We start from the raw sequence: 23,443 nt of genomic DNA, 5'->3' as shown, positions 1-23,443 counted from the left end.
TGTAATGATTTACTTGTAAAGAAAATATAGCATTTTTTGATAAAAAACTCTCCTAAAATATTATCTCAGGGCAAAAACACCTTAAATCATGTTGAACTATTATAGTCTAACGTTTTTTAAATTAAGGTCGGAAAAAAATAAAATAAAAGAGGAAAAACAATTAAACTATAAGATTTAAAATAGTGTAATGCTAGTTTAGAATAGGTTTAAAAAAAGGCAGCCACAATGGCTTTCGATTATTCAACAGTAACCGATTTAGCTAGATTACGAGGTTGATCAATATCTGTCCCTCTTTCTCGTGCAATATAATAAGCTAGTAATTGATTAACTACAGTAACCGGAATGCTCGCTAGCTCATCCAACGTAGGAGGTATGCGTATAATATCATCAGCCACTCCTTTCAAGCTATCTTCCCCTTCTTCAGCAATAGCTATGATAGGGCCTTTACGCGCCTTCACTTCCATCAAATTGCTCAATAGCTTACCGTAGGTAGTTTTATTAGGACAAAGAGCTACGGTAGGACAATGGCCATTAATTAAAGCAATAGGTCCATGCTTTATTTCTCCTGCTGGATAACCATTGGCATTAATGTAGGAAATTTCTTTCAGCTTAAGAGCTCCTTCTAAAGCTGTAGGATACATATAGCGCCGCCCTAGAAAGAAAAAATTTTCATACTGGGCATATTTTTTAGCGACGTTTTCTATATAATAAGCATTATCCAATACTAACTGAATTTGCTCGGGTAAAACCCGTAAAGCTTTTAAAAATTCTTGTCCCTCATTTTTTCCTAGATGCCGCATCCTAGCCATCCTTAAGGTCAATAAAGCAAGCACAACTAATTGACTTGTGAAGGCTTTAGTGGAACACACACCAATTTCAGGACCGCACTTTAAAAAAAGAGTTGCATCTGCCTCTCTTGCCAATGTGGAACCTGCGACATTGCAGAGTGCAATTACTTTTCCACCTTTAGCTTTAATTTCTCTGACGGCTGCTATAGTATCTGCTGTTTCTCCAGATTGGCTGATGGCAATTACTAAAGTATGCGGAAGAATAATAGGATTCTTATAACGAAATTCAGACGAAATTTCCACTTCGACAGGTATACGTGCTTTTTCTTCGATCATGTAAGAAGCCACGTAGCCGGCATTCCAGGAGGTTCCACAGCCTAAAATTAAAATGCGCTGGGCAGCTAAAAGTTCTGTCAGATCCAGCTCTAACTCCTCAAAAACTGCTGTGCCATATTCCTCGGAAAAGCGCCCTTCTAAGGCGTTGAAGATAGCCTGAGGCTGCTCGTTAATTTCCTTAAGAGTATAATGTTCAAAATGGCCTTTATGAGCATCACTAGCCGTTACAGGTAGACGTTCAATCTTTTTTTCAATCTCATCCCCTGCAGAATTGTATATCCTTACCTCTTTATGGCTAACCACAGCGATTTCAGAGTTAGTTAGATAAATCACATCCTGAGTAAAATTTAAAAAAGCATTCGAGTCTGAAGAAATAAAAACTTCATTGTTGCCGACACCCATCACTAAAGGGCATTCTTGAGCGATAGCAATGATTTGATCGGGATGATCTTTATGAATAACTGCAAGAGCAAAAGCTCCTTTTAGCAAATGCGAGGCTTGTTGGACAGCTTGTAGAAAATTCCCTTGATAAAAGCTACCAATTAGATGAGCCACGACTTCGGTATCTGTCTCAGAAACAAAACGAGCCCCTTTTTTAATCAAATCTTGCTTTAAGCTCTCATGATTTTCAATAATTCCATTATGCACAACAGCCAAGGAATGGGGCGTATCAAAATGGGGATGAGCATTAATCTTGCTAGGCACTCCATGGGTAGCCCAGCGTGTTTGCGCAATGGCAGCGTCTGCTAAGCAAAAATTACAAGCTTGCAGCTCTTTCTCCAGAGCCGATATTTTGCCTAGTTCTTTGCAGTAGGCAATCTGTCCTTCTTTGATACCCGCAACGCCCGCGGAGTCATAGCCACGGTATTCAATTTTCTTTAGTCCCTCTAAAGCTATCTCAAGCGAGTTTCTAAAACCTATATAAGCAAATATTCCGCACATAAATCATTCCTTTGAAGTCGGCTAAGAAAATCCTATTTCATCTTTAATGCTGTTGCTAATCGTAAGCGCCATTTGCTGCACTTGTTTTAACTTAGGACCCTCTACCATTACTCGGCAAATATTTTCTGTGCCTGAATAGCGTACTAATACGCGACCTGCATCACCCAGCATTTTTTCCACATTAGCAATAGTTTCTTGCACATTTTTAAGATCATTTAAAGGAGGTTTAGATTGAATACTTACATTAATGCAAGATTGAGGATAACGTTGCACAATTAAAGCTAAATCCGACAGCTTAGAATCGGTCTCTATCATGATACGCAAAACTTGTAGGGCACAAACTAGCCCATCACCAGTCGTATTATGGTCTAAGAAGATCATATGCCCACTTTGCTCCCCACCTAGATTAGCCTCATGCTTCAGCATATCTTGAAGGACATAACGATCTCCTACCTGCGAGCAAACCACTTCTATTTGTTCAGCTTTCATAGCCTTAATAAAGCCAAAATTTGACATCACAGTTGCTATCACTTTGTTATTCTTGAGAAGCCCTTGTTTTTTTAAGTCCCGTGCACAAATTGCTAATATAGTATCTCCATCTACAATCTGCGCATTCTCATCCACCATAATCACGCGATCTGCATCCCCGTCTAAGGCTATGCCTACATCTGCCCGATGATCGATCACAGCTTTTTGCACAGTTTCAGGATGTAAAGAGCCACAACCATCATTAATATTTAGACCATTCGGGCTATTACCATACACAAATACCTGGGCATCAAGCTCTCTAAATACTAAAGGTGCCACTTTATAACCTGCACCATTCGCACAATCTAAAGCAATTTTTAAATTTTTAAGAGATGAGCGACGAGGAAAGGTGGCTTTTACAAATTCTATATACCGTCCATCTGCATCGTTAATTTTGCTATTTTTTCCTATATCAAACTCAAGAGGGAGGCTATCTTCAAAACTATTCGTAGTAATCAATTCTTCCATTTCAGCTTCCCAAGCATCAGGTAATTTAAAGCCTTCGGAAGAGAAAAACTTAATTCCATTGTCATAATAAGAATTATGAGAAGCTGAAATAACAATGCCAGCATCTGCACGGTAAGCTCTTGTAATAAAAGCTACCCCTGGAGTAGGGAGAGGCCCTACCATCAATGTATCTACTCCCATGGAGCACAAACCAGCTATTAAAGCATTTTCAAACATGTAGCAAGATAGACGCGTATCTTTGCCAATAACTACCCTATGTTTACCATTGTGACGTCGAAAAATCTTGCCTGCTGCTCGGCCCAAAGCTAAGGCAATCTCTACTGTCATAGGAGTATAATTTGCACGTCCCCGCACCCCGTCTGTTCCAAAGACTTTCGTCCTTTTCTTTGTCATCAACCTCTCCCTAAAACTATAAATTAATCAAAAATCTAGACGGCAATCAAGAAAAATGATAGGTGAGTATATACATTTTTCCATTTATCCTACACTTTCTTTGTAATAAAAAGCATGGTAGAGAGAAAAACTGATTTTGAAAATGAGCAGTAAAGGGTTTCAATTCATTTTAGAGTTTTATTAAACTATAAGGTTTGAAGTTGACTTTTGCTGAGGTCTGGCTTAAAATATCATATCATTGAGGGGATGATTTTCTTTGCAAAAGCTTTTTATCACCTTAAGATCTTGCATAAAAGGGCTTGACAAATGAAACAAAATCGACAATCTATTATCTACAAACAGCTGATTAAGGAGAGCTAAAGCCTTTGCAAGCTAAAATTTTTCATGCGACAGATCATGAGATCGAGCATCACTTGATTGATAAAGATGCCCTTTATGTAATCAACCGATTGAAAGAAGCTGGCTTTAAAGCTTATTTAGTAGGTGGGGGTGTCCGTGACCTTCTTATCAAGAAAACCCCTAAAGATTTCGATATCTCTACCTCGGCCAAGCCCGAGCAAATTAAACAGCTTTTCGGCAGAAGCTGCCTTTTGATTGGCCGCCGTTTTCGATTGGCGCATGTACGGTTTGGACCTAAAATCTTAGAGGTAGCCACTTTTCGTTCAGGAGAAAATGATAGTGATCTAATCATTCAAGATAACGTATGGGGCACCCCCGAAGAAGATGTCTTACGCCGCGATTTTACTATTAACGGCTTGTTTTATGATCCTAGTAATCATAGCGTGATTGATTATGTGGGTGGATGGGAAGATATTCATAAAAGAGTTTTAAGGACGATTGGAGAGCCTTCTACCCGTTTCAAGCAGGACCCTGTGCGCATGATCCGCTTATTGAAATTTCAAGCTCGCTACAACTTTACCGTCGTTCCCGAAGTACAAACTGCTCTACTTGCATGCAAAAAGGAGTTAATTAAAAGCTCACCTGCCAGGATTTTGGAAGAGATCTTTCGCATGCTAGAATCAGGTTACTCCTCGCCCTTTTTTCACCTGATGACCCAAGCTGGCCTATTAGAACTTATTTTTCCCTGCCTAGCTCATTTTATTCAAAGTCATCAAGAAAACGAGATTTACCGCTATTTGACAACTGCTGACCAAATCAATCTTTACAGCAAAAAGACTCTAGATCGCTCTCTTTTAACCAGCAATATACTTTTCCCCATCTTAGAACAAGAAATTAAAACCCACTATCTTGACAAAGGGCGTCACCCTCATATGGGCGAGATCATGATGCTTACATCCTCTCTCATTAAGGGATTTGTTACTTCCTCGTTTTCTCATTTTCCTCGCCGTCATAGCGCCGTAATGAATTTTATCCTATCCACGCAATACCGTCTCACACCTTTTTCTGGCAAGCGACATTTACGCACAAAACTAGTTCACAATAAAGAATTTGAAGCTTCACTTATTTTTCTAAAAATTCGTGCTAGCATACAACCCCACCTACAAGAGGCGTATATATACTGGCGAGACCAATACAAAAATGCAAGCCGCCCTCCGCAGGTTAATCGTTATTCACATCCCCCAAAAAAGAGGCGATACGAGCGCCCTCCTCGAACGCAAAAAAAAGATATCAAAGCTTGGGAAAATGAGGAATAGAAGGCATGAAGCGCCAAGAGGTTATAGCTTCTCCTACGAGTTTGCCCATTTATATGCAAGGAGAACCTCTTGCTGCCGGTCCTTTACCCGCTTTCTTTTATTTTGCTCTTTCAGCGAAAGAGAGTCTTTATCAAGAGCCTTACAATCAGCCTGTACTTTTTCTAGAAAAATTTCCTATACGCTGTTATTCGTTTACGCTTCCTTTTCATGGGGAAGGATATGATCCTAATCAGGCGCTAGCCCTATGGACACAGCAATTGGTCACTCATTCGCATTCTTTTCCTCATTTCCTCCAAAGCTGTATAAAAAATATAGATTATCTTATTCAACAAGGTTTTGTAGATGAAGAGAAGATAGCTGTAGGGGGGCTCTCGCGTGGAGGGTTTGTAGCCACCCATTTAGCTGCCCGGGAACCGCGCCTCAAATATGTCCTAGGTTTTGCTCCTATGACTAAAATTTCATCTTTAGAAAAAATAAACAGCCTAGAAAAAAGGTGGGATTTACATAGCCTTATCGATCAGCTAGTCAATAAACAATTTCGCTTTTATATTGGCAATCGCGACAACAGAGTTGGCACCTATGCCTGCTTTGATTTTATCCACCAGCTGGCCGAGGCCGCTTACCAGCAAGGACACCGCTCTCCTGCTATAGAACTAATCATTTCCTCTTCTATAGGTTACAAAGGCCACGGAACCTTACCTGCTACCTTTAAAGAGGGAGCTGAGTGGATTAAAAACAAATTAATTTAGCAAAAGTTTTAACTTTATAACTGCATTTTAAACTCTTTTACAGGCTGCCAAGCATGAAGAGAAAGGCAAATTTAAGGCCAGCATTTTCTATTCCTCTTTTGCTTAATCATGCAAGGTTTGCCTAACTTTAGATCCCTATTAAAAAACCTCTTGTCTAGGTAAATCTTAAGATGATATGATACATCCTTATTCATTTAAAGCCTAAGCTATCCATGACCATTCAATACTCAGTCGTTATCCCTCTTAAAAATGAGGAGGACAATATTGTTGAGCTCATTGAAGAGCTTGAGCCCATCATGCTCGATTTAGAAAAACCTTGGGAGCTTATTTGTGTAGATGATGGCTCTACAGATCAAACACTTGCTCTTTTAACTCACTTATTGCATAAAAAAAATTATCTAAAGGTGCTAGTTTTTAAGGAAAACTATGGACAATCTAGCGCCTTTGCTGCAGGTTTTAAAGCTGCCAAAGGAGAATTTGTAATCACCTTAGATGGAGATCGGCAAAATGATCCTGCAGATATTCCTAAACTGGTAGAAGCGATCAACAATTGTGACTTGGTATGTGGAGTACGTATCAATCGTAAAGATCCTTTATCAAAAAAGCTTATCTCCCTAGTAGCTAACTTGATTCGGCGTTCAATTTGCGAGGATGGCATAAGCGATACAGGTTGTTCTTTGAAGATCTATCGCACCTCTGCTTTGCATAAAATCAAAATGTACAATGGCATGCACCGTTTTCTTCCCGCCCTTTTTAAAATTGAAGGATTGGTAGTACAAGAAGTTGCTGTTAACCATCGCGAGCGTATAAAAGGCAAAACCAAATATAATTTTTTTAATCGATCTTTTAATACGATTGCAGATCTTGCGGCTGTACGCTGGATGAAAAAACGTCAGCTAAAATATCAGATTAATAAAGAATTACCATGAGCGAGCAGTGGCGTGAAATCTTTTATCCCCTAGGATTTATAGCCTCCTTAGCTTTTGGGGCACGCTTTATCATTCAATGGCTTAGAAGCGAAATTTGCAGAAAAAGTGTAGTTACACCTCTTTTTTGGAAGCTATCTCTAATGGGAAACCTTCTTTTACTTGTTCATTCCTTTATCCAGATGCAATTTCATGTCGGCATTGTTCAAGTCATAAATGCTGTTATTTCCTGGCGTAATCTTAATCTTATGAAAGAAAGTTCTCAGCGTCCACCCCTAGCAAAGGTTATAGAAATCATGCTAAGCCTTCTAGTGCTAACGACGCTAACTTTTTATTTTCAACAACTTTACTTAGCCGAGAATAATTCGGCCTGGTTACGTTTACCTAGTCATGCATGGAGTTCTAATAGCTTGCTCATCCATCCTTCTTGGCATATTGTTGGTTTTATAGGCCTCCTTCTATTCAATTGTCGTTTTTGGATACAATGGTGGCAACTTGAAAAGACTCATACAAGTCAACTCAGCGCTCCATTTTGGTGGATTAGCCTCTTAGGAGCTTTTTTTTCAATCGTTTATTTTATTCGGATCTATGACCCGGTTAATATGATAGGCCCTACACTAGGCATTGTCCCTTATATTCGCAATCTCATGCTTCTCTCTAAGAATCCTAGGAACGAAAAACGTGTGGGGGCTTAATGAAAAGTAACGACAATCTCAAGCCACATCTCTTTATTTTTGCGGGAGAGCCTAGTGGAGATTTGCATGGTGCTCACTTAGTGAAAGTTTTTAAGGAGCTATACCCTAGCTGTTGGTTCAGTGGAGTGGCTGGCCCTGCTTTGCGAGAAGAAGGGATTGTCAACATTATGCCTATGGAAAAATTTGCTGTCATGGGTTTCTCGGATGTCATTAAAGCTTTGCCTAGCCTTTATAAACAATTTTATTATATACGCGACTATGTGTTAAACACTCATCCTGAATTAGTAATTTTCATCGATTATCCAGGCTTTAATTTACGTATGGCTAAGGCTCTGCGCAAAGCAGGATATAAAGGTAAGCTCGTCCATTACATCTGCCCTTCTGTATGGGCTTGGGGCAAAAAGCGTATCCAACATATGGCTAAGACATTAGATATGCTATTAACCATTTATCCTTTTGAAAACATAAGCTTTAAGCCTACCTCTCTTAAAGTCCAGTATGTGGGCAATCCCCTCCAAGAGTATATTTCCCAATACCTTTACGCCCCTTCTTGGAAAAGTCAATTTTGTTCACCCGAGCATTTGTTGATTTCCATCTTTCCCGGCAGCCGGGAAGCTGAAATCAAAAGTAATCTTTCCAAACAATTAGATGCGGCTCTCCTTTTTCAACAAGAAAATCCTTCCACAACTTTTGGCATCTCTTGTTCTAACGCATCCCTTAAGCCGCTTATTGAAAAAATCCTCAAGAAGCATCGCTTGCTTCATACCTTTATTGTGGATAAAGCCCACACCTACGATTTGATGCATAATAGTCATAGTGCCATAGCCAAATCTGGGACAGTTACCCTTGAATTAGCACTGCATTGCTGTCCTACAGTGGTTGTTTATCAGCTTTCTAATCTTAATTGGCTAATTGCTAAATTTATAATTAAATTGAATTTACCTTACTACTGCATTGTTAATATACTCAGTGGTCAACGTCTATTTCCCGAGCTTATAGCAGAAGGCTTTACCCCTAAGAAGGTCGCAAAAGAGCTAGGAAACATTCATGCAGGCCCTTTAAGAGCGCGTTGCCTAGAAGGATGCCAGCAAATTATTGAGCTTTTTCAAGGAGCCCCTGCCAGCCAGAATGCCGCGCATGCCATCCATTCTTTATTATCATGAAAGCTATTAAACGTTATTTTTCTCATTATTTAGTCCCTCGTGTACTTGCTTATGCTGGCAAAACTTTTTTAAAACTCTTGCTGATGACTTGTCGCATTCAATTGGAAGGACTGGAAGAATTTTGTAAACAAGCTAAGCAGGGAAATTGTATTCTTATGCTTTGGCATAATCGCTTGATGTTGGTAGCGACTATTTTCCAAACCTATACTCCACAATTTAATTATACGGCCTTCATTAGCCAAAGTCGTGACGGAGAACCCTTAGCATTATTCGCGAATAGTTTTAAAAATGGACGTACTATCCGTGTTAAGCACAATGCCAAGCATGCAGCTTTGAAGGAAATGATCAACAGATTAAAAAATAGTTCAGATATAGTTTTAATTACTCCGGATGGCCCTCGCGGGCCACGTTATCAAGTCAAGCCCGGTCTTGCTTTAGCAGCTAAACAGACAGCTGCTACCGTATTTCCTTTCAGCTGGTCAGCTAACCGCTTATGGCAATTAAAAAGTTGGGATAAAATGATGCTTCCTCAACCTTTTTCCAAGATTTATATGACGATTGGCTCCCCTATCTCCTATCCTGCTCACATTAATCTAGACCATTATTCTCATATGCTCGAAAATGCTCTTATAAACACCGATCAATCAGCTTATCTACAGTTTAGCAATAGGCCTCTATAAATGATGATGAAACATTTTGATTCTTAGGGTGCCAGGCAACTAAAATCTATTGACAACAAGGTAAGGATGATTCATAACCATTCATTAAAATAGTTATTTTTTTTAGAGTAGAAAATTTATGGAAGAGACTAAAGCTATTCAAGTGCCAGCAAGTGAGATTCAAAATATTTTAAAATTTATACAAAATAAATTTTATCGTATACCTTTTTACCAGTTTCGCATTAACGCCGGATTTCCTTCCTTAGGTGAAGGAGATATCGAAAAAAGGATTGATTTAAATGAACTTTTGATTAAAGAGCCGGATGTCACTTTCCTTTTAAAGGTGTGTGGAGACTCGATGGTCAATGCAGGGATTCATCATAATGATATTATAGTCGTTGATCGAAGCATAGAACCCTCGGAAGGAAAAATTGTTATCGCTTCTTTAAATGGTGAGTTAACTGTCAAGCGCCTACGTCGAGTAGCGAATAGGCTCATGCTAGTGGCTGAAAACAAAGCTTATGCCCCTATTGAAATCACTGAGGATACGGAATTACGCATTTGGGGAGTGGCAATAAGCGTGATTCATGCTCTTTAGTGGCTACGTTAAAAAGAACAAAGCTTAACTAAAGATATAAGTCGGTAAGGTTTTCAAGCTTTTCTTAAGCTCTTTATTTCATGGCTGCTAAGAGCTTTATCAAAAGAGAGCGTTGCCTTATTTTAAACGGGTCAGGCAAATGCTTAATTTAAAGCATCCCTAATTTGCATTAAAAGATTATTTTCGATCATATAACTTACACCTCTAATGCTATTAAAAAAAGCTTTAGTATTAGAATGTCCATGACATTTAATGACGAGGCCTTCTACACCACATAAAAGAGCTCCTTGGTATTCGGCATAGTAAAAAAGAGCTTGTAAATACTCTAAAGGCTCATGTAAAGAGCTTAGAGGATAACCATGTTGAGTTTCCCTTAAATATTCAAAAATAAAATCCGCTAGCCCTTCGCTGGTTTTAACAAGAATATTACCTGTAAATCCATCCGTCACTAATACATCTACCTTTCCATAGAAAACTTCTCGCCCTTCTATATTGCCATGAAACTCCATGTAAGGAACACCCTCACTAGAGCGCTGGCAAACATCTTTTAAAAGCTGATAGGCTCTACGAACAACAGAAGTGCCTTTTTTAGATTCAGATCCAATATTCAGCAGCCCAACTTTAGGTGTTTTTATACCGCTCGTGCATTTTTGATAGGCAGCCCCCATGTAAGCATATTTTACCAAATGCTCTGCTTTACAAGAGACATTGCCTCCTACATCCACAATAGCTAAAGAGCCATTTTTTGTCGGCAAAACTGCTAATAAGGCAGGTCGTGTGATACCAGGCAATTTGGGCAAAGAAAGAGTAGCACTAGCAACTAAAGCGCCTGTATTACCGGCAGAAACTAGGGCATCTATCTGTTTTTTTTTAAGAAGCTTGATTCCTACAGCAGTCGATGATCTTTTTTTCTGGCGTAGAGCAACCAGAGGATCTTCCCCCATTTCTACAAAATTGGCCACAGGTAAAAAAGTTAAGCGATTAAACTTTTCTGCAGGCAGACTTGCTTTTGCTTTAGCCATATGTTCGTCGATAACGGATTGAGTAGCTAAAGCTATAAGCCTAAGAGAGGGAGTTAATTGATTAAGCGCTTGAATAAGAGCATCAAAAATTATCGTTGGCGAGCTATCGCTCCCCATTAAGTCAATCCCGATGCGCAATATTCAAGTTCTCCTTTAAACTAAGCTTTTCGAGCCATAACAACACGCCCATTATATTGTCCACAAGATGGACAAACTACATGCGGCAGCTTAGGAGACTGGCAGTTAGAACAATTAGCTAATTGTTTAGGCTTTTTTGCATGGTGCGCGCGCTTAGAATTTTTGCGGGCATTAGAATGACGGTTACGTGGTACTGCCATGGGGTGTTAACTCCTCATCAAATTATAAAGTTTATAAGTGGGCAAAGGGATGGTACCCTTCATCCTCTGAATTACCGTCGGAAGAATCGCTACCTCGAAAAAATTTATTAAGCTCGCCCCTCTGAGGACATTGGCCGTTATTGCATTCTGCAAAAAAAGGAGCGGTCAACAAAATATTTTCTCTTAGCATCTCCTGAAAGTTGTAAATTCCCGATTTTATTTCTTCTGCCGGCACGGTATGATAAAAATTTTCTAATCTTATCGGTGTTTTTACCGCTTCATTGCAGATTACACACGGGAGAGTAGCAAACGTTTGAATGTCAAAGTGCAAGACCAAATCGTTTTCTGCTAAATAGGCTTCCCCTTCTACGATCACTGGGTCAACAAAGCTTAACTCTTTTTCATGAATATCTAAAAACTCAGGACTAAGCTTTTCAACAATAGCTTCTGCATGACCATCTCTAAGTTGTTCAATATATATTTTAAATGCTTCGTTCATTCTTAAAATTCTACTCAAAGAGTTGATTTTTATCCAGTAAAAAAGCAAGCCCAGCTCCCCTAGACTCGCTAAAGCCTGTCAATTCCACCCGCTTCTGTTTATATTAGCCTAAAAATTACTCTTAAGATTGAATTAATTATTTTTTTAAAAAGCTGCAGAATTAATTTCTTATTATCCATTTCCCAAAGAAGCTTGTTAGAATGATCTATCTCGCTCTTTTTTCTAGCTAATAACAGCTTTATCGGCTATGATAGCCCTTTAAATTACGAAAAGTGTAAGGGCTTTTTCAATAGCCTAAATGCTAGGATGTTAATACCATAAAAGTTCAACACATATCCAGGCATTTAATGTCTTTGGTAGATCACTTTGGTAAGCTTATGGCCAGACAAGGATGCCCCTACAGTTTTGCAAAGCTAGCATGTTTTTCATCTATAATCATGAAAGACGCTTAAGAAAATGATCTTAGCCTATTGATCTCTAGACATTCCACGTCTTAGCTCAAACACTTTTCGTCCAAAATAGGTAATTACAATGGACGAAATCCTTTTAAATATTGAATCAAAAGAAATCCGCTATGCTCATCTGCGCCACGGCCAGCTACATGACTTGATCGTAGAAAGAAAAAAAGAAAGACAGTTAACAGGCAACATCTACCGGGGCCAAGTTACTAATATTCTTCATAACATTCAATCTGCTTTTATTGATATTAATGAAGGGGAAAACGGTTTTATTCATATCTCTGACATCCTTGAAAACACTAAAAAATTCGAGCAAGTTTATGAGATGGATTTTGATTTAGATTATGACATCAAAACCCTAGATGATAAGCAGCAGCAAAATTTAGATATTGAACAGGTCATGAAAATTGACCAGAATGTTTTAGTGCAAGTGGTCAAAGAGCCTATTGGCTCAAAAGGTGCCCGTTTAACCTCTAACATTTCCATCGCGGGGCGCTATCTAGTCCTGCTTCCCAACTCTATTCACCGGGGTGTTTCTCGTAAAATTGAAGATCGCAATGTACGTGAAAGATTAAAAAAGTTAATTCGTGCTTTTGAAATGCCCAAAGATATGGGTTTAATTTGTCGCACGGCTAGTGCGATTGCCACTCCTGAGATGTTGATTGAAGAAGCTAATGATTTACTCAACACCTGGAATAGTATCATGGAGAACTTTAAAAAATCCAATGAGCCCACGCTTTTATTTGCTGAATCCGATATTATCAAGCGTGCAGTGATCCATGCGGTCGATAAACGGTATGAAAGAATATTGATAGATGATTATAACGTTTATCAAACATGCAAGCGCTTATATAGCCGCTACGCCAATGAACATGCCTTATGCATCGAATATTATCGGGATAAAATTCCGATGTTTGAACGCTTTAATGTAGAGAGAGAAATAGAGAAGACTTTACGCCGTAAAATTTGGTTACCTAGCGGAGGTTATCTCTATTTCGATCGTACCGAGGCCATGCATACGATCGATGTCAATTCCGGCAGAAGCTCTAGTAACAAGACAGACGTAGAAGAATCATTAGTAAGGATCAACTTAGAAGCTACGGAAGAAATTGCGCGTCAATTACGCTTGCGTAACGTGGGAGGATTAGTCATTTGCGATTTTATCGATATGCGTTTACGTAAAAATCAACGCCGAGTTTTAGAACGTCTCAAAGAATTTATGAAAGAGGATTCGGCAAAATGCACAATTTTGGGAATGAGCGAATTTGGTTTAGTTGAGATGACACGCCAACGTAATCGAGGTTCTTTACACCAGACTATTTTCTGCAGCTGTCCTTATTGCGGAGGCAGTGGCCTTGTTAAAACGCACGAAAGCATCTCTATCGAGATTGAGAGAGCCCTTAAGAAAGTAATTGGATGCCACCAGCAGTTTGCTTTAAAACTTATCATTCATCCTGAACTAGAGAAATATCTAAAAGTTATTGACCAACAGTATTTATTTAAGCTGGCCGAAGAATTAAACGCCCACCTTCAAATTGCTACTGATGACAATATGCACATTAACGATTATCATTTCCTATCCACGATCAATAATAAAAAAATAGATGTCTGAGGTTTGGTATGGGCTACATGAAACTGTTGAAAAGCCTAAAAAGCGAGGAAGCCCTTGATTCCAAGCAATATGAAATTCTTGAAGGCTTTTATCTAAGTTTTGCCCAAGCTGTCACTGAAAATAATAAGCCTATGTCAGCTTATGAACCCATTATCACTCAATATCTACAATTTGTCATTCAAGAAAACCAACAACCCTATTCATTTGAGCCTTATCATCGTGCTATTCGCGCTCCCTATGACTACTATCGTCTGGGATTAGAAATGATGCGCCCTCTTATTGTGTTTGCTCATTCTAAAATTCACCACGCTCAACATATTGAAGAAATTGAAACGCATCTAGCTAATCAAGAAAATGTTATATTATTAGCTAATCACCAAATTGAACCTGATCCTCAAGTTATTTGCCTAATGTTAGAAAAAGACCATACTCGTTTGGCAGAGGAAATGATTTTTGTAGCGGGACATCGAGTCATTACAGATCCCTTAGCCATTCCTCTTAGTAAAGGATGTAACTTATTATGTATTTTCTCTAAAAAGCATATTGAGAATCCTCCTGAAAAGAAACAAGCAAAGCTTCTTTATAATCAGCGTGTCATGCATCAAATGAGCCAACTGCTTGCTGAAGGAGGCAAATGTATTTATGTTGCCCCCAGTGGTGGCAGGGACCGTGCCAATATAAATACCGGTCAAGTAGAAATAGCTCCTTTTGATGCCCCTAGTATTGAGATGTTTTGGCTAATGGCTCAGCATTCGGGAAAAAAAACCCATTTTTATCCTTTAAGCTTGTCCACATACGATTTATTACCTCCTCCTCAGAGTGTCGAAAAAGAACTAGGAGAAAGACGCCAAGCAAAATGCGCTCCAGTACACTTATCTTTTGGACAGGAAATAGATATGATTAATTTTCCTGGGAGTCAACATTTAGATAAAAAAGCTAGGCGTATAGCTCGTGCTCAATACATCTGGGAACTTGTTATGCAACAGTATTATCTTGCCAGAAGCTATGCCCCTCCCCACCCTTCACGAACAAGCTCATAGCAAAAATCTGATTGATTTCCCTTTATAACTCTAGCAGTGTCCTTCTATCATCTCTAAAGATTTAAAACACTTTTAATACCTTTTAAAGAAACTACGTCTGCATCATCAAAAAAGAAATCAACCTTTTCCCAGGCTGACTCTATCAGTAAAAACAAGCTTTTTACTAAGTATATGATTACATAAAGAGCTGCTCGAAAGCGTATAATTTATTCAAGCTTACGTTCCTTTTCCTCATTTCCCCCGCTAGAGGAAAATGTACTTCTTTGCTTAAATTGATCAGGTGTATTTATTAAAGTGTAATACAGCCCTTTGGCTTTATCCATAGGCCCCTTTATAAGCAAACCTAGACGGCGTTTATTGCCTTTGCCTATACACGCATGCGCAAAGCTTAGCAGCTCATCATATGTGAGTGCTTTAAGCGCTTGAATGCGTTTATCTATCCAATCAAAACGCCCCTCATATTTGAAGGCTAAGCTATGTAAAAGAGCCCCCATGGATTCCATATTATGGGGAGGTTTCTCAAGCTCTTCTAAAAGCGAATTTTTAATGATATCAAAATTCTTGGGAGCTAAATAATTTTTATCCAATCCTTGTATAAAACTTTCAATAAACAGTTCAAAGCGCGCTAAAAGATCACGAGGAGCATGAGTGTTAGATTGTACAGCAAATGCTAGAAGCAGCTTACGCTCAATCTCTTCGGCTGCACTGGAGACAAGATAACCTGTCTGCTGCCGCGTGCGTAGCTCAGCAAAAAAGGGCTCCTTCATTGCTTTCATCAATATCTGCTGGGCAGCACGTTCTTTAAATGTAAAGCTAGGATTTTGGATAGCTAATAAGGCAGCACTACCTTGGACGGGAATTTTTATTTCCAAAAGAAAAGGGCCTTCCGCTGGAGATAAATCAATTATTTCAGCATGTTTGTGCATTGGCTTGGGATAAGGCGCGCTATCTAAAGTTTTGATTAACTTATCTGCATATTCTTTAGCCTGATTTTCGGTGACATTTCCGTAAATCAATCCTTCAACAAAAGACTGCCTAAATAGCGACTGAATATCTTCCTGAAACTTAGCAAAGGAGAGCTTACGTATAGCATTTATTTTCTGCTGTTCTGTAGCATATCTTTTATAGATCGTTTGTTGAAAGAGCTCTTTAGCTCTTTTTAAAGGAGCTTTTTTTGTAAAGTTTTGATAGCGCCTTAGCACTGACTGTTTAAATATTTTAAATGCTTGTTCTGAAAGCTTTAGCTCTTTTAAGTGTTTAAGAATTCCTTCAAATAAAAGAAAAGCATGGTCGTTATAACCATTGATCTTAAAGGCCAGACCATAATCGCTACGTGCTACATTAAAATTTAAGCCTGCCGTGGTGGCCGAATAGCTAAATTTGCTAAGATTTTCTTCGACCGCTTTGACATAAATATCGGCCAGCACAATTTTATCAGCATCCCCTATATCTACTTCAGGAGTTTTAATGTTAAAATTTAAATAAAGTTGAGGAATGAGGAAATGCTGATCTTTTGCATAGTAAATCGTACCATGTTCTGAGTCTTCAATGAGTTGCGGGCAAGGCAGGCGGGGAAGTTTTGTCGCTTTGCTAGGCAAGGCATGAAGCAAATCCAAAGATCGAGGTAAAAAAGGATTAGGAGGAGGCAAAGCAATCTCGACAATAGGGGTAGCAGATGCCCATTCTTGCATTTTAAAGGGATCTACGGTTTGCATTGCATAAGCAACTTGTAGCCACTCTTCTTGATGGGTAGGTTCTACTCCTGTCAGGGAAGGGGGTGCTTGAATCAAAAAACGGCAGTTGGAGGGAGTCAAATAATCCAAGAGCTTCTGAACATCTGCCTGGCTAAATTTTTGAATCACTTTAGTTTGCTCTGGATAAGTGGCTATATTTTCTCTAACTAAAAGGTCGGCATTTTTCATAGCCGTTGTAAATACATCTTCGCGTTGTTGATATTCATAGTCGAGTAAGTTAATTTGCCTGACCTCATCAAAGATATAGCGAGGAAAAGGCTTCTCTTTCATTAACGCTAGAGTTTGAAAACAACGTAAGATTACTTGATCAACAGATTGAACTCCTTTATCGGTAAGATCCATTTGCACAAACAAAACTAAATTTTTTTCCCCTAAATTAAAAGTGCTGCATCCTAAATTTTCTGCTAATTTTTCCCGTCTCAATTGCGCTAATAAGCTCTCCTTACCTTCATGTCCTAATACCTGGCAAACCAGACGATCAGGGTAAGTGTCTTTCATCTCGGCAAATTCTTGAGGTAAATCCCATACCAACGTTAATTTGCGTATATTCTGGATAGGATTGATATAAAAAAGTTTAGCTTGCATATCAGGATTGTTTAGGTCCATAGCAGGAACATAACAAGCCTTGTGTTTATCAGAGATATCACCAAATTCCTCAACCGTTAACCGTCTCATTTCTTCTAAGGGTAAGTTAGATACAAGCAATAAGCGCATAATATTAGAGCTATAATGCTCATTATACCATGCTTTTAAAATCTCCTGAGAAGCGGATTTTAAAGTTGCAGAATTTCCTATGTTAAAGCGGTAATTAGGATGTTGAGGATTCTGTATATGCTTCATGACCATAACTTCGCGCACATCATCGTTTTCATAGTTTTTAGCATATTCCTGATCAATAGCCTTCAATTCTCGCGAAATCCCCGACACATTAAATAAAGGCTCTTTAAAAAAACTGGCAAAACGATCAAGCGCTTGAGGAAAAGCTTCATTATCGATGGAAAACATATAAGCAGTGTGATCATTAGCAGTAAAAGCATTAGAAAATCCGCCATGCTCTGTGATAAAATGCTGAAATTCTGATTCGTTAGGATACTTTTTTGTCCCTAGGAAAAGCATATGTTCTACAAAATGAGCAAGACCGGGATATTGCTCGGGATCTTGCCAGCTACCTGCTTCTACAACCATAGTTGCAGATGACTGATCAGCTTGAGGATCAGAAATCAAAACGGCTTGCAGACCATTATTAAGCTTGATTTTAAGTACTTGCGTTTGAGAAAAGGTAGGAGTTTTGACTCTCAATGAAGCTTTATCTTCAATCAAGGTGTAGCCCTTATTTTCCACTGCTTGCAGGAAGGGAAGACCTAATAAAAAGCCTAGACATCCTAAGGTAAACATTAAATTGTTGATCTTCATAGCTTTGATGGTAGAAGGTTTACACAAAAAAACGAATATAGGAGATCTGTCAAAGAGACTCAAGAAAAAACTGAGCAAATGGAAGAGTAGAAAATAAAATTAAAAAAGCTTAAGTTTAAGACCTACGGCTGCTATCCTAGCTAAAGCAGACCTAGCTTGCCTCTTCTCTCCTCTCCTTGCCTTTTAAAGGTTTTACATTTTATAATAAACGAAAAAAAATAATCGAGGATGTTATCCCTTATGCTAGACATTAAGCTCCTGCGCAAAGATGCTAAAGGAATAGAGGCTAAACTAAAAACAAAAGATCCTAGCATCAATTTAACGGTGGTGATGGATTTAGATACGCAATTGCGTACTTTAAAAACCCAATTAGAGACTTTAAAAGCTACCCGCAATGAATTCTCTCAAAAAATTGGGGAAATGCGGCGCTTCAACCAAGATGCTAGCGAAATGGTTAAAGAAGTGGCTTCCATGGCTGATGAGATCCATTCGCTTGAGCATCAATGTCAGCAGGTAGAATACTCTTTTAATTATGAAATTTCTAAGCTTCCTAACCTTCCTATGGAAGATATTAAGGTTTCTTCCGATCCTAAGGATAATGTCATCTTTAAAGAGGTAGGAAACAAAAGAAATTTTGATTTTGCTTTCAAAAATCATGTCGAACTAAACGAAAAATTAAAACTATTTGATTTCGAACGCGGCGCCAAAATTTCCGGATCCGGCTGGCCTGTCTATCGAGGTCTAGGTGCTCGCTTAGAGTGGGCACTCATTCAATATATGCTTAGTGTTCAAATTAAAAATGGTTTTGAGCAATGGATGCCACCTCTTTTGGTAAGAAAAGAAATTGAGTATGGATCCGGGCAGCTGCCTAAATTTGAAAATCAACAATTTAAAATCCATGATGAGGATTACCACCTTTATTTGATACCTACTGCAGAAGTTCCTTTAAATGGCCTCCATGCTCAAGAAATTCTAAATTCAGAGGAACTTCCTTTGAAATATACTGCTTACACTCCCTGCTTTCGCCGAGAGGCCGGCGCAGCAGGCTCTAACGAAAGAGGTTTAATTCGCGTCCATCAATTTAATAAAGTAGAAATGTTTTGCTTTTGCTCCCCTGAGCAAAGTCCTCTTCTATTTGAAGAAATGTTAAATAACGCAGAGGAAATTTTGCAAGGATTAGAACTTCACTATCGCATGGCCTTGCTAGTAACTGGAGATATGTCCTACGCTTCGGCTCGTACTGTAGACATTGAAGCTTGGCTGCCAGGCCAGAACCGGTACTATGAAGTCTCTTCTGTATCCAATTGCACAGATTTTCAAGCTAGACGTTCCAATATCCGCTTTCGTTCAGCAAAGGCAGGAAAACCTGAATTTGTTCATACACTCAACGGTTCCGGCTTAGCTACCTCGCGTCTAATGGTTTCTTTGCTCGAAAACAATCAAAATGCGGATGGATCTGTTAATATCCCCAAAGTATTGCAGAGCTACCTAGGAGTAGACAAGCTGGTTCCCCATGAGGATAAAAATTAAAAGCCCAAGCTTCTCATATTTTTTTTATCCGCAGGTAAACTTTTAAGGTTTATACCTTTCAGCCGAGGCTGAGGAAATTTGTGGGGTAGCTTTGCCTTAACCTCCTTGAATGAGGCTATATAGAGTATGACCAGCAATGAAAAAGTTAAGTAAATAATAAAAAAGATTAGAGAGATATAAATTAAAACTTTTATGTTTATTGCTTATCTTTTACTCTCGCTGATAGACCATAGAAAATAAATTTTCTAAAAAGCCAATTTCCCCTAACTTATATAAAAAACGGACTCTCATCATGTCTAACTCGCTTATTGACGATTTAATGCTTTTACTCGATCAAGCTCCCACAGCTTGGCATGCAGTAGATTATATAGGCAGATCTCTTCTTGCTGAAGGATTTAATGAACTGGAAGAAGCCCAAGAGTGGGAACTAGAAAAAGGCAAAGGTTATTTTCTTAAACGTAATGGGTCTTCTATTTGTGCTTTTATCACTCCTCATGAATCGTTCAAAAAAGCCCACCTGATTGCCTCACATACAGACAGCCCTGGCTTCAAATTAAAGCCTAACCCTGAATTTCGCCGCGATAATATGACTATGCTTGCTACCGAAATTTATGGAGCGCCTCTTCTCACCTCCTGGTTTAACCGAGACTTAGGCCTAGCGGGAAGGGTCTTTTTAGCTGGCTCTAACCATGAAATTAAACAAGCGTTAGTCAATATTAATAGTCATCCATTAATCATTCCTCAGCTTGCCATCCACCTTGACCGTGAAGCTAATGAAAGAGGCCCCTATTTTAACAAACAAGAGCATTTTTCAGCCTTGGCCGCTTTAGATGCAGATTCCCAGCAATCATACCTTTTGAAAATATTGGAAGATAACATAAAAGACCCTTTCGAATACATCTTAAGCCATGATTTATTCTTATATCCTTTAGAGAGAGCCAAGCTTATAGGCTCTACAATGCTTAGCGGCTATCGTCTAGATAGCCTGGCTAGCGTGCATGCAGGCATGACAGCCCTTAAAACTAGTCATCCTCAAAAACACATTTTGAACTTAGCTGTCTTTTGGAACAATGAAGAAATAGGCTCGCAAACAGCCCAGGGAGCTGACTCCCCTTTTCTTCTACAGATTTTAGAACGTATAGCCATAGCTTTAAAACTTTCTAGAGAACAATTTTTGAGTCTTTTGCCCCAATCTTTATGTTTATCTGTAGATTTAGCGCATGCCTTGCATCCCAATTATATGGAAAAGCACGATCCGCGCCATGCTCCTTCAATGAATAAAGGCCCTGTAATTAAATACAATGCAAATCAACGGTATGCCAGTGACGCTCAATCTTCAGCTGGTATCGTCCATTTATGCGAAAAGCATGTTATTCCTTATCAATTCTTTTCATGTCGCAATGATATCCCTTGCGGTTCTACCATTGGCCCCCTTCAAGCTTCTCAAACAGGCATTACAACAGTTGATATAGGCTCGCCCCAGCTAAGTATGCACTCTGCTCGTGAGCTTATTGCTACTCAGGATCATCTAGAAATGTGTCGCTTGCTAGCAGCTTTTTTGCAAAGTTAATTTATATGAGTAGAATGAAAAGAATAAGAATAAAAAGGTGTTAGCATAATCATTTTGCTGATACCTTTAATTTTAATGAATAGACCAAAAAATCCATAGTCTTTGCCTTCCTGCAAAATCTTCATCGTGCGCCCTATTGCTCCCGTAGAAAGACTTTAAATGCCCTTAGTTAGATGCTCAAAGGTGATAAAAGAGAGAGGATTCATGTTAAAGCCTCTTTTTAAGCTTTATGCCTACTTTCATTTATTTTTAGAAGTATTCATATAGGGAAAAAGCAAAATAGGCAAGCTAGATTTAAAGACAGCTTAGCAGCATACTTAGGCAAGTTAGCAATATAAAAAGCTATTAGAAATTCTTCCTATCTTTTAGCAGAGTGAGCCTTCTACGCTTCGGATGCTATAGGAAGATTATTTATATCCTCAACAACTTCTAAGCTTATCAATTTATTTCTCTAGAAATGGTAAAGATACAAACTTTTCCAGTTATAGCCTAAAACGTTGTTTTATTTCCTCAGGAATACTTTCCAACCGATTTCCAGCGAGTTGAAGAGCTAAATCCTGCGATAGCTGCCCTATTTCTGCGGGAAGAGCGGTAAGCCGGTTGTTACCTAAGTAAAGCCATTGCAGCTGAGGAAGATGCCCTATCTCTATCGGAAGAGTGGTAAGCTGGTTGCTTTTTAAGTGAAGCCATTGCAGCCGAGGAAGCTGCCCTATCTCTACCGGAAGAATGGTCAGTTGGTTATTATCTAAGTAAAGCTCTTCTAGCTGAAATAGATGCCCTATTTCTACCGGAAGATTGGTAAGCTGGTTATTGTTTAAATTAAGCTTTTTCAGCTGCGATAAATATCCTATCTCTGGGGGTAGAAAGGTCAAGCCAGATTTAGTTAAATCTAAGCTTTTAATATCTTTGCCATGATTTTCAATCCACTCTCTGAAAAGCTCTCCTTTTTTTGTTAAAGGCAAATACTTGCTTTTCTCTTGCTCTAAGTACTTCCTTCCACCAGGGATTTTTTTCCACATTAAAAGGCGGTTAATGCTTATCAGATAAGAAGAGTAATTAGCCAGAGTAAAATATCTTTTTTCCTCGGTTATCCATTTAAATTCTAATTCTGAGGGTGAAAGAGAGCTAGCTAAAGCAAAGATTTGCTTAAAGATCAGGTTGACTTTTGTAACTTCAGGAAGTTCAGCTTCTAATTTATAAATCCTATCTATAATAAGAGCCTGCTTGTGAACATCACCATGGGGAACATGCATCTGACCTATTTGCTTATAAAGGGTAGGCATGACTTCTGTAGCCAGCAAATGTCGCCATTTTGTACAGACGCTATATAAAGAAGGTGCAGCGCATGCCTTTAAAATAGGAGTCAGTATTTCATTAGGTAGATGTTCAATGGTAAGAGAAGAGCAAGGATTCATAGCATGGTCTCCTTCTAAGCTTTATGCCTATTTTTATTTAATTTTTAGAGCTATTCATATACATGGAAAAAGCAAAATTAGGAAAGCTAGATTTAAAAACAGCTTAGCGGCTTGCTTAGGCAAGCTAGTACTATAAAAAGCCATTGGAAAAGGCTATAAGGTGCTTTTTTATAGAACATGCCACATTTTCCATTGGACATCTAGGGGCGATGGAGATGGGGGCTATAGAAAAAGATCGCAAAAACTGCCGACCTTAAGCCATCAGCTATGACGGATGACACTTCTATCCTAAGGTAAAAAATTTAATGAATGAGCGTCGATCAGCCAATGGTAAAGGTGGGTCTGTTTAAGCTTACCTAACAGCAAGCTTAAATAAAAGCATTTAGCTTTTCTGTATCAATGAATTTTGATTGAGGTGAAGTTGTTGTTCAATTTTTTCATAAGGAACCAGGGCTGCTTCCTCATGGATGCCTTCGCAATATTGTGCCGCTGCTTTCCAACTTTCTTCCGAAGCAAGATTCTCTTTCCACCACGGAAAGGTACGGCATTGCCGGGGGCGTTCTTGATAGATAGAACACTTTTTATCTTTTAAAAAAATACAATCATATTCATTGTTAAGATTTTTCTTTTCAATCAGGGAATATCGATTTTCGCGCTGGCGGGTATATTTTTTCTTAAACAGCTCTAAAGATATCTTTAATAGCTTAGCAACTGCCTGCATCTCTAGTTCTGTTATCCATACGTAGCCTGGCGAGCCTGTACAACATTTTCCACATTCAGTACATTGAAAACGTAGGCCTTCTTTATACCAAGGTAAGGATTTAGAAGTTTGGGTATTATCGTTATTTTTATCCATCATGTTCTCCTGTGACAGCCTTAAAGAAATTTAAGC

19 protein-coding genes are annotated in these 23,443 nt (G+C 38.8%); 11 read left to right on the top strand and 8 right to left on the bottom strand.

Annotation, left to right across the window (positions count from 1 at the left end; all coding sequences use genetic code 11):
* Positions 1 to 236: 236 nt before the first annotated feature.
* Positions 237 to 2,066 carry a glutamine--fructose-6-phosphate transaminase (isomerizing) gene (glmS, locus tag NEOC95_RS05485; protein WP_213152078.1) on the bottom strand — a complete coding sequence of 610 codons (1,830 nt, stop codon included), beginning with the start codon at positions 2,064 to 2,066 and terminating at the stop codon, positions 237 to 239.
* Positions 2,067 to 2,087: 21 nt separating this feature from the next.
* Positions 2,088 to 3,455, bottom strand: a complete 1,368-nt coding sequence (glmM, locus tag NEOC95_RS05480; protein ID WP_166156836.1) for a phosphoglucosamine mutase — start codon at positions 3,453 to 3,455, stop codon at positions 2,088 to 2,090.
* A gap of 365 nt (positions 3,456 to 3,820) precedes the next feature.
* Between glmM and pcnB the strand changes: the two genes are divergently transcribed.
* The 7 genes from pcnB to NEOC95_RS05445 all read left to right on the top strand — a co-directional run bounded on the left by pcnB (position 3,821) and on the right by NEOC95_RS05445 (position 9,900).
* Complete coding sequence (pcnB, locus tag NEOC95_RS05475) at positions 3,821 to 5,110, top strand: polynucleotide adenylyltransferase PcnB (RefSeq protein ID WP_213152077.1); 1,290 nt, start codon at positions 3,821 to 3,823, stop codon at positions 5,108 to 5,110.
* 5 nt (positions 5,111 to 5,115) lie between these two features.
* A complete protein-coding gene (locus tag NEOC95_RS05470) occupies positions 5,116 to 5,859 on the top strand; it encodes a prolyl oligopeptidase family serine peptidase (RefSeq protein WP_213152076.1) in 744 nt (247 codons plus the stop codon).
* Between the two features lie 212 nt (positions 5,860 to 6,071).
* Entirely contained in the window at positions 6,072 to 6,788 is a 717-nt protein-coding gene (locus NEOC95_RS05465; RefSeq protein ID WP_166156846.1) for a glycosyltransferase, read from the top strand.
* Positions 6,785 to 7,480 (top strand): lipid-A-disaccharide synthase N-terminal domain-containing protein, encoded by a 696-nt coding sequence (locus NEOC95_RS05460; RefSeq protein WP_213152075.1) that lies wholly within the window; start codon positions 6,785 to 6,787, stop codon positions 7,478 to 7,480. The genes NEOC95_RS05465 and NEOC95_RS05460 overlap by 4 nt, the downstream gene beginning before the upstream one ends.
* The gene (gene lpxB, locus NEOC95_RS05455) at positions 7,480 to 8,643 is read left to right on the top strand and encodes a lipid-A-disaccharide synthase (protein WP_213152074.1); all 1,164 of its coding nucleotides are present in this window, start codon (positions 7,480 to 7,482) and stop codon (positions 8,641 to 8,643) included. The genes NEOC95_RS05460 and lpxB overlap by 1 nt, the downstream gene beginning before the upstream one ends.
* The gene (locus tag NEOC95_RS05450) at positions 8,640 to 9,323 is read left to right on the top strand and encodes a lysophospholipid acyltransferase family protein (RefSeq protein WP_213152073.1); all 684 of its coding nucleotides are present in this window, start codon (positions 8,640 to 8,642) and stop codon (positions 9,321 to 9,323) included. Before lpxB ends, NEOC95_RS05450 begins: the two co-directional genes overlap by 4 nt.
* Positions 9,324 to 9,441: 118 nt before the next feature.
* Positions 9,442 to 9,900, top strand: coding sequence for a LexA family protein (locus NEOC95_RS05445; RefSeq protein ID WP_213152072.1), 459 nt, complete (start codon positions 9,442 to 9,444; stop codon positions 9,898 to 9,900).
* Positions 9,901 to 10,043: 143 nt separating this feature from the next.
* Here the strand turns inward: NEOC95_RS05445 and plsX are convergent, their stop codons facing one another.
* Genes plsX through NEOC95_RS05430 form a run of 3 tightly spaced genes read right to left on the bottom strand, consistent with a single transcriptional unit; the run spans position 10,044 to position 11,759 of the window.
* The gene (plsX, locus tag NEOC95_RS05440) at positions 10,044 to 11,060 is read right to left on the bottom strand and encodes a phosphate acyltransferase PlsX (protein ID WP_213152071.1); all 1,017 of its coding nucleotides are present in this window, start codon (positions 11,058 to 11,060) and stop codon (positions 10,044 to 10,046) included.
* Positions 11,061 to 11,080: 20 nt separating this feature from the next.
* Positions 11,081 to 11,260 carry a 50S ribosomal protein L32 gene (gene rpmF / locus NEOC95_RS05435; RefSeq protein ID WP_039386081.1) on the bottom strand — a complete coding sequence of 60 codons (180 nt, stop codon included), beginning with the start codon at positions 11,258 to 11,260 and terminating at the stop codon, positions 11,081 to 11,083.
* Positions 11,261 to 11,291: 31 nt separating this feature from the next.
* Positions 11,292 to 11,759, bottom strand: a complete 468-nt coding sequence (locus NEOC95_RS05430) for a YceD family protein (RefSeq protein WP_166156864.1) — start codon at positions 11,757 to 11,759, stop codon at positions 11,292 to 11,294.
* 531 nt (positions 11,760 to 12,290) lie between these two features.
* On the opposite strand from NEOC95_RS05430, the gene NEOC95_RS05425 reads away from it, so the two are divergent.
* Together NEOC95_RS05425 and NEOC95_RS05420 are read left to right on the top strand one after the other, a co-directional pair.
* On the top strand, positions 12,291 to 13,829 hold the full coding sequence (locus NEOC95_RS05425; RefSeq protein ID WP_213152070.1) for an Rne/Rng family ribonuclease: 1,539 nt from the start codon (positions 12,291 to 12,293) through the stop codon (positions 13,827 to 13,829).
* 17 nt (positions 13,830 to 13,846) lie between these two features.
* Complete coding sequence (locus NEOC95_RS05420; RefSeq protein WP_249270181.1) at positions 13,847 to 14,869, top strand: 1-acyl-sn-glycerol-3-phosphate acyltransferase; 1,023 nt, start codon at positions 13,847 to 13,849, stop codon at positions 14,867 to 14,869.
* Positions 14,870 to 15,075: 206 nt separating this feature from the next.
* Here NEOC95_RS05420 and NEOC95_RS05415 read toward each other — a convergent pair whose 3' ends face one another.
* Positions 15,076 to 18,036, bottom strand: a complete 2,961-nt coding sequence (locus tag NEOC95_RS05415; protein WP_213152068.1) for an insulinase family protein — start codon at positions 18,034 to 18,036, stop codon at positions 15,076 to 15,078.
* A gap of 240 nt (positions 18,037 to 18,276) precedes the next feature.
* On the opposite strand from NEOC95_RS05415, the gene serS reads away from it, so the two are divergent.
* A complete protein-coding gene (gene serS, locus NEOC95_RS05410; protein ID WP_213152067.1) occupies positions 18,277 to 19,566 on the top strand; it encodes a serine--tRNA ligase in 1,290 nt (429 codons plus the stop codon).
* Positions 19,567 to 19,858: 292 nt separating this feature from the next.
* On the top strand, positions 19,859 to 21,136 hold the full coding sequence (locus NEOC95_RS05405) for a M18 family aminopeptidase (protein WP_166156879.1): 1,278 nt from the start codon (positions 19,859 to 19,861) through the stop codon (positions 21,134 to 21,136).
* 482 nt (positions 21,137 to 21,618) lie between these two features.
* Here NEOC95_RS05405 and NEOC95_RS05400 read toward each other — a convergent pair whose 3' ends face one another.
* On the bottom strand, positions 21,619 to 22,551 hold the full coding sequence (locus NEOC95_RS05400; protein ID WP_213152066.1) for a leucine-rich repeat domain-containing protein: 933 nt from the start codon (positions 22,549 to 22,551) through the stop codon (positions 21,619 to 21,621).
* Between the two features lie 382 nt (positions 22,552 to 22,933).
* Positions 22,934 to 23,410, bottom strand: a complete 477-nt coding sequence (locus NEOC95_RS05395; protein WP_242678151.1) for a YkgJ family cysteine cluster protein — start codon at positions 23,408 to 23,410, stop codon at positions 22,934 to 22,936.
* Between the last annotated feature and the right edge of the window lie 33 nt (positions 23,411 to 23,443).

The sequence above is a fragment of the Neochlamydia sp. AcF95 genome, assembly GCF_018342455.1.
GTDB lineage: Bacteria > Chlamydiota > Chlamydiia > Chlamydiales > Parachlamydiaceae > Neochlamydia.
This window is presented reverse-complemented; position numbering and strand designations above follow the sequence as displayed.

What these genes read in the sequence shown, in the direction of transcription:
- rpmF (WP_039386081.1), bottom strand. Translation starts at nt 11,260, where the DNA reads ATGGCAGTACCACGTAACCGTCATTCTAATGCCCGCAAAAATTCTAAG.
- NEOC95_RS05430 (WP_166156864.1), bottom strand. Translation starts at nt 11,759, where the DNA reads ATGAACGAAGCATTTAAAATATATATTGAACAACTTAGAGATGGTCAT.
- glmS (WP_213152078.1), bottom strand. Translation starts at nt 2,066, where the DNA reads ATGTGCGGAATATTTGCTTATATAGGTTTTAGAAACTCGCTTGAGATA.
- NEOC95_RS05415 (WP_213152068.1), bottom strand. Translation starts at nt 18,036, where the DNA reads ATGAAGATCAACAATTTAATGTTTACCTTAGGATGTCTAGGCTTTTTA.
- NEOC95_RS05420 (WP_249270181.1), top strand. Translation starts at nt 13,847, where the DNA reads ATGAAACTGTTGAAAAGCCTAAAAAGCGAGGAAGCCCTTGATTCCAAG.
- NEOC95_RS05450 (WP_213152073.1), top strand. Translation starts at nt 8,640, where the DNA reads ATGAAAGCTATTAAACGTTATTTTTCTCATTATTTAGTCCCTCGTGTA.
- NEOC95_RS05445 (WP_213152072.1), top strand. Translation starts at nt 9,442, where the DNA reads ATGGAAGAGACTAAAGCTATTCAAGTGCCAGCAAGTGAGATTCAAAAT.
- NEOC95_RS05465 (WP_166156846.1), top strand. Translation starts at nt 6,072, where the DNA reads ATGACCATTCAATACTCAGTCGTTATCCCTCTTAAAAATGAGGAGGAC.
- NEOC95_RS05400 (WP_213152066.1), bottom strand. Translation starts at nt 22,551, where the DNA reads ATGAATCCTTGCTCTTCTCTTACCATTGAACATCTACCTAATGAAATA.
- NEOC95_RS05470 (WP_213152076.1), top strand. Translation starts at nt 5,116, where the DNA reads ATGAAGCGCCAAGAGGTTATAGCTTCTCCTACGAGTTTGCCCATTTAT.
- NEOC95_RS05425 (WP_213152070.1), top strand. Translation starts at nt 12,291, where the DNA reads ATGGACGAAATCCTTTTAAATATTGAATCAAAAGAAATCCGCTATGCT.
- serS (WP_213152067.1), top strand. Translation starts at nt 18,277, where the DNA reads ATGCTAGACATTAAGCTCCTGCGCAAAGATGCTAAAGGAATAGAGGCT.
- glmM (WP_166156836.1), bottom strand. Translation starts at nt 3,455, where the DNA reads ATGACAAAGAAAAGGACGAAAGTCTTTGGAACAGACGGGGTGCGGGGA.
- NEOC95_RS05395 (WP_242678151.1), bottom strand. Translation starts at nt 23,410, where the DNA reads ATGATGGATAAAAATAACGATAATACCCAAACTTCTAAATCCTTACCT.
- NEOC95_RS05460 (WP_213152075.1), top strand. Translation starts at nt 6,785, where the DNA reads ATGAGCGAGCAGTGGCGTGAAATCTTTTATCCCCTAGGATTTATAGCC.
- NEOC95_RS05405 (WP_166156879.1), top strand. Translation starts at nt 19,859, where the DNA reads ATGTCTAACTCGCTTATTGACGATTTAATGCTTTTACTCGATCAAGCT.
- lpxB (WP_213152074.1), top strand. Translation starts at nt 7,480, where the DNA reads ATGAAAAGTAACGACAATCTCAAGCCACATCTCTTTATTTTTGCGGGA.